Source organism: Castellaniella sp. (assembly GCF_041675725.1).
In the GTDB taxonomy this organism is placed as follows: Bacteria; Pseudomonadota; Gammaproteobacteria; order Burkholderiales; family Burkholderiaceae_B; genus Castellaniella.
Genome location: NZ_JBAYTI010000103.1, coordinates 1 through 5,896, shown reverse-complemented (window position 1 = coordinate 5,896; position 5,896 = coordinate 1). Strand labels below are relative to the sequence as shown.

Here is a 5,896-nt window from a genome sequence, read left to right as displayed (position 1 = left end):
TTGAAGCTGCTCACACTGGGCAGGTCGATCGCCTTGGTGGCCGTCTTCAGGCTGATTTTCTTGGGATCATCCCATTTGTAACTACAGGTTTGTTTCTTCCCACTGGTCGTACAGGTTTGTTTGCTGGTCTCTTCGTAGGCATAGGCCATGTTGAAGCCGGCGAACTTGTTCGAATACGACTCGGATACCCTTTGCACCACGCCGCTGGGCGCGTTGTCGCCATCGCTGAGCAGCACAATCACCTTGTTGAGCTTGTCGGTTTCATAATCGCGCGGCAGGCCCGCGTGCCCCCAGCCGATGTCGGTGCCGCGCCAGGCCGGATCCAGCATGCGCCAGGCCCACAGCAGGCCCATGCCCACGTTGGTGCCGCCATAGCTCTGCATGGACTGCACGGCCGCGTTCAGGCTTTTGTCTTGCTGCTCTTCCAGCGCCCCGACGAAAAACTGGACCATCGAGCGCGCGCAATATTGCGGCTCGAGCGTAAAACGCGTCTGGATGTTGCTGGTGGCTGCGGGCACGAAATTGGCCGTCACACGGCGGTCTTTGCTGGCGCTGCTGGGCGCCAGGAACCCCACGCCGGTCCCCGGGTAGTCGGCCCGGGCCACCAGCCGCTGGTTGCTGCCCAGGCCCAGGTCGCCGGCGGCGTAGGCCTTGGCATAAATACTGACCAGGGGCTGGAAGCCCGCCAGGGGCGTGAGGGCCTCGGCCGGCAGGCGGTTGCTGTCGCTCCAATTGCCGGCCGGCTCGGCGATGCAGCCCGACCAGTTATATCGGATGTAGTTCTGCTGGTCTGGATAGCGGCCCAGCCAGTCGGCCATCCAGGCGTTGCGGGCCGTGGGCACGTTGCCCACGTTGACCACGTCGTTGAACGGGACCAGGCCGATGAACGCGCCGCGGATCTCGTCGCCGTCGTCCTCGTGGTCGGCCGCGCCCGCGGCGGCGGCGTCCATCACCGTCTGGATGAGATCCCGCGTCGATGTCTTAAGCACGGCCATGCGCGTGCCCATCTTGGAGCCCGCCGATTCGTCCATGGAGCCGGAGTTATCGAGCGCCAGCACCAGTTCGAGGTCGTTGCGCACCTTGCGCCGCGCCTGGTTGCTGGCGGCCACCGGCCAGGCGGTCTGGTCGAAATAGCCCGTGCTGAGCAGCGGCAGGTCGCTCGAGACCGACATCTTGACGCGCTGTGCGGTGCGGATCGCGCTGCCCGGCGCCTTGTCTTCGATGTATTCGATGTGCAGGGCGTCGCGTGGCAGCTGCATGCCCAGGTAGCCCCCCGGCATGTTCGCCCGGAAGTAGCCATAGGCGTCATCCTGCCAGGCCTGGTTCTGGGCCGGGTTGTTGGGGTCGAAGTCTGCCAGCTTGCGCCCGGCGGAAATCACCGCGGTATCCAGCGCACTCTGCAGCCGGGTCTGGGCGACGTTGTGGCGCACCATGTCGATGGCGAACAGCGACGTGCCGAGAATCGCCGAAAAGGAAAGAATCGCAATGATGGCCACGGCGCCGCGCTCGTCGCGTGCGAAGCGCTGCCCTCGTTGCTGGATCGGCGTGACTATTTGTGCCTTCATTGGGCCCACCCTATTGCAAGTTTTTCAGGTCATCGAACCGGGGGCGGTAGAACGAGATGGCCGTCAGCGTGCGCCGGCCCCCCAGTGCCTCCCAGAACCGTGAACTGATCACGAAAGGTTCATACGCCTGGATGACTTCCACCACCAGTATAGTGTCATCCTTGTTCGGCGCCGGCATGCCATCCCCCTGGTACGCCGCTGTGAAGCTGGTGCAGGTGCCGGCCCCGTTGCAGGAGCGGCCCCAGGCGGGGCTGGTGTTCCATACCGTCTTGGTCTGTTTGTTCTTGCCCGAGCCCGTAGTCTGTTCCTGCGTGGCAAACAGGCGGATACGCAGCTGGCCGCCGTCGGCGTAGTCCACCGGGCGCATGAGTTCGGGCATGATGGCGCCATACGTGCAGACGTGGTCCGTCAGGTTGCACGGCCCGGCGCCGTACAGCTCGGGCTGCATGGCCAGGCCGTCGGCCACCGAAAACGCGGCTCGGGTCATGATGGCATCGGCCCGGTAATACTGGTAGAGCTCGACGATGCCGACGATGAAGAACAGCATCAGCGGCAGCACCAGGGCCGCCTCGATGGCGGCCACCCCCTGCTGGGCGCGGGCGAAAGCCCGGGTCAAAGTCACTGGCTTCATGGCTCGTTCTGGATGATCACCGTCCGTTCGAATTGCAGCACGCGCAGGCCCATCAGCGAAATCAGGCCGGTCAAGCCGGGGCGCTCGAAACCCAGGCGAAACACCACCATATCGCCGGCATTGCCCAGGTCGCAGACGATCTTGTCTCGGTAGTCGGGATCGTCTTTGTTCTTGAAGCTATTGTCTTCGCCCGGCTTGTACAGCTTGGCCTCTGCGTACAGGCCGCGGCGGTCGCTCCAGACCGACAACGTGTCTTCGAGGATCCCCATGACCATGTCGTGGCATTGCTGCTCCTGGAAGCTGTCGTCGCGCTCTACGACCTTGCTGTGGCGCGCGATGCGGCTGGCGGCCTGATCCAGCGTGGCGTCGGCCACCAGCATGAAAGCGATCTCCAGGCTCAGGAAAATCACCACGAAGACCAGCGGCGCCACGATGGCGAATTCGAGCGCCGTCGCGCCGCGTTGCCGGTTCCGCAGGTGTTTCAGACGCTGGATGACAGTACGCACGGCCCCCCCATGGCAAGCCTATTTGAGATGTTCGCGCAAATAGCGGTAGAACTCGAGGTTGTCCTGCACCTGGCCGCGCGGCTGATAGCTGAGCAGGATGTTTTCGGCGGCATCGTCGCGCCCCAGCAGGCCATAGGCCAGGGCCAGGTTGTCGCGCCGCTGCGGCAGGCCGTTGGCCACGCCGTCGTGGCCCAGGAGCGTATTGACGGCATCGCGCGCCTTGCCGCTGAGCGCCAGCGAAAGCCCCAGGTTGGTGCGCAGGACCTCGTCGTCCGGGTGCGCGGACAGGCCTTTGCGATAGGTGTTCTGCGCGTCGTCGTGGCGCCCGGAGAGGTCTTGCGTCACCCCCAGGCCCGCCAGGGCCACCGGGCTGTCCGGCGTCTGCGCCAGGACACGCCGATAGCGGGCCTGGGCCTCGTCGAGATGGCGCACCCGCACGTCCACCCGCGCCAGCGCGAGCTGGGCCTCGGGCAGGTCGGGGTCCAGCGCTTCGGCCCGGCTGTAGGCCGCGCGGGCCGCCTCGTAGTTGGCGCCCAGGAAATGGGCATCGCCCAGACCCAGCCAGACGTCGGTCTGCCCCGGATGCGAGCGGCTCAGCTCGGTATAGAGCGAGCGCGCGACCTCCAGGTCGCCGCTTTGCAGCGCGCTGGCGGCAATGCGCAGCTCGCTGGCGGCCATCAGGGCCGGATCCACGGCGCTGGACACCGGGCGCACCTCGGGCTGCAGCGGCGCACAGGCCGCCAGTGCGAGCATCAGGGCCAACCCTGCGGTGTGATGCCTGAAGGAACGAATCATAAGCGGGCTCTCGGGCGACGCGGCCTTACTGCGACGCAAAAAATTTGGACAGGTTCAACATGGCCGGCCCCGCCCCGACGATGATCACCGTTGGCAGGATGAACAGCATCATGGGCAGCGTCATCTTGACCGACAGCTTGGCGGCCATTTCTTCCAGGCGCATCATGCGTGCAGTGCGCTCGGACCGGGCCAGGATGCGCAAAGCCTGGGTGATTGCCGTGCCATACTGGCGGGCCTGCAAGAACGTGCTGACCAGCGTGCGCATGCCTTCGATGTTGGTACGGTTGGCCAGGCCGTTCAATACCCGTTCGACATCGCTGCTGAGCTTGAGTTCCGTGGCCGTGAACTTGAGCTCATCGGCCAGGGCGGGCGATACCACCCCCATCTCTTCGGCCACGCGGTCCAGCGCCGCGGCCAGGGCCAAGCCGGCGTTGGTGCAGATGACCATCAGGTCCAGCGCATCGGGCAAGGCCAGGCGGATGGCTTCCTGGCGGCGGGCCACCAGGCGGTCGAGCACCAGGCGCGGCACCATGCTGCCCAGGTAGGCCGCCAGCAACAAGGCCAGAATCCAGGCCGCCAGGCCGCGCTCGGCCAGATAGGGTTCGGCCAGCCAGGCCGTCAGGCCCACGCTGGCCAGCACGCTGAGCACGATGGTGCCCATGAGCACCAGCATGGCCTGGTTGGAACGGTACCCGGCGGCCATCAGCTTGGAGGTCGACTCGGCCCGCTGGGCGCGGCTCAGCATGGGCAGCATGGCCCCCAGGTGCAGCAGGAAGCTGGCCCCGCGGCTGCGCACCTGGTCCAGCCCGCGGCGCTCGGCAAACACCGCCCCGCGCCGTTCGATCTCGGCCTCGGCGCGCTCGCGCAGGCGCTGGCGCTGGTTCGAGCGCCCATACAGGTAAATGCCGGCCCCGAGTATGACCAGGACCAGCAGCAACAGGTACAACCACGCGTCAGAATGGGCCATGGCTCACACCTTCAGGTTGGCGATATGCCGGATCATCAGGATGCCGACCACCAGCATGCCGCCCGCCAGCCACAATAGCATGCGCCCGGTGTCGGTGGTGAAGAGGGTCATGATGTAGCTGGGGTTGCTGGCATACAGCATGGCGACGATGGCAAACGGAATGCCGGCCAGTATTTGCCCCGACAGGCGCCCTTCGGCCGTCAGGGCGCGCGCCTTGAGCTGCAGTTCGCGCCGCGCCCGGATAATGGCGGCGAGGTTCTCCAGGGCCTCGACGATGGAGCCGCCCGATTCGCGCTGCAGCAGCACGCAGACTGAAAAAAACGTGAAATCCGGCAACTCGATGCGGCGCACGGCCTTGTCGAGCACGTCTTCCAGGTCTTCGCCCAGCAGCAGGCTGTTGCCCATGCGCAGGAACTCGGCGCCCAGCGGCGCCTCGAACTGCAGGCCCACGTTGTGGATGGACTGGGTCACCGGAATGCCCGCCTGGCTGGCGCGCACGATCATGCCCAGCGCGTCGGGCATCTGGTTGAGAAAACGCTTGCTGAACCGGTTGATGAGCAACCGGTACAGCCACATGGCGACCAGCACCGGCACGACCAGGATGGCCAGCGCGGCCACCCACAGCGCCTGCGGCAGCAGGCCCAGCGCATACAGCAGCGCGCCGAACAGCGCCAGGCCCAAAGCCAGCAGGCCCAGAACCCGCGCGCCCCAATGCCCCGCCACGGTATCGAGGCGATTCAGATGATAGCCGATGCCCCCCATGGCCTCGCGCCGCTTGCGCCGGCGTGCCTCGAGCTGTGCGCGCTGCAGGCTCTGCAGCAGGCGGTCGCGGCTTTCGTTGCCCGTGCGCCCGCTGATGTTCTGCAGCTGCGCGCGCAACAGGTTGCGCGGGCGCTGGCGCCAGGCCCCTGAAATCACCAGTACCGCCAGCCCCAGCAGAATGACGGCCGCAAAAATGACCAGCGTGACGACGTCGACCGGACTCATGGCCGCATTGCCTCCACCAGGGCGTTTTCCATGCCGAAATAGCGGGCCCGTTCGGCAAACAGGGGGCGCAGGCCGCTGGTGTCGAACGTGCCGCGCACTTCTTCATCGAACGAACTGGCGTCGTACGTGAATTGAAACAGCTCCTGCATGACGATGACCTCGCCCTCCATGCCCGCCACTTCGACGATGCTGGTCACCTTGCGGCTGCCGTCGCGCATGCGCTCGACCTGCACGATGAGGTTGACCGCGCTGGCGATCTGGCGCCGGATGGTGAACAGCGGCAGGTTGCCGTTGGCCATCATCACCATGCTTTCGAGGCGGGTGACCGCGTCGCGCGGGCTGTTGGCGTGCAACGTGGTCATCGAGCCGTCGTGGCCCGTGTTCATGGCCTGCAGCACGTCCAGCGCCTCGGGGCCGCGGGTCTCGCCCAGGATGATGCGGTCCG

The 5,896-nt window shown here is 66.0% G+C and carries 7 protein-coding genes; all 7 read right to left on the bottom strand.

From position 1 onward, the window contains the following. Positions 1–1,565, bottom strand: a 1,565-nt coding sequence (locus WCZ84_RS13495; RefSeq protein WP_372686797.1) for a pilus assembly protein TadG-related protein, incomplete at its 3' end; no start/stop codon positions are given. Between the two features lie 10 nt (positions 1,566–1,575). Then, on the bottom strand, positions 1,576–2,196 hold the full coding sequence (locus WCZ84_RS13490; protein ID WP_372686796.1) for a TadE/TadG family type IV pilus assembly protein: 621 nt from the start codon (positions 2,194–2,196) through the stop codon (positions 1,576–1,578). Continuing rightward, entirely contained in the window at positions 2,193–2,702 is a 510-nt protein-coding gene (locus tag WCZ84_RS13485) for a TadE/TadG family type IV pilus assembly protein (RefSeq protein WP_372686795.1), read from the bottom strand. The genes WCZ84_RS13490 and WCZ84_RS13485 overlap by 4 nt, the downstream gene beginning before the upstream one ends. Before the next feature lie 18 nt (positions 2,703–2,720). After that, positions 2,721–3,497 carry a tetratricopeptide repeat protein gene (locus tag WCZ84_RS13480; RefSeq protein WP_372686794.1) on the bottom strand — a complete coding sequence of 259 codons (777 nt, stop codon included), beginning with the start codon at positions 3,495–3,497 and terminating at the stop codon, positions 2,721–2,723. 25 nt (positions 3,498–3,522) lie between these two features. Next, positions 3,523–4,464, bottom strand: a complete 942-nt coding sequence (locus tag WCZ84_RS13475) for a type II secretion system F family protein (RefSeq protein ID WP_372686793.1) — start codon at positions 4,462–4,464, stop codon at positions 3,523–3,525. A 3-nt stretch (positions 4,465–4,467) separates the two neighbouring features. Continuing rightward, positions 4,468–5,451 (bottom strand): type II secretion system F family protein, encoded by a 984-nt coding sequence (locus WCZ84_RS13470; protein WP_372686792.1) that lies wholly within the window; start codon positions 5,449–5,451, stop codon positions 4,468–4,470. After that, positions 5,448–5,896 (bottom strand): ATPase, T2SS/T4P/T4SS family (locus tag WCZ84_RS13465; protein WP_372686791.1); only part of this gene is annotated, 449 nt, incomplete at its 5' end. The genes WCZ84_RS13465 and WCZ84_RS13470, both read right to left, overlap by 4 nt.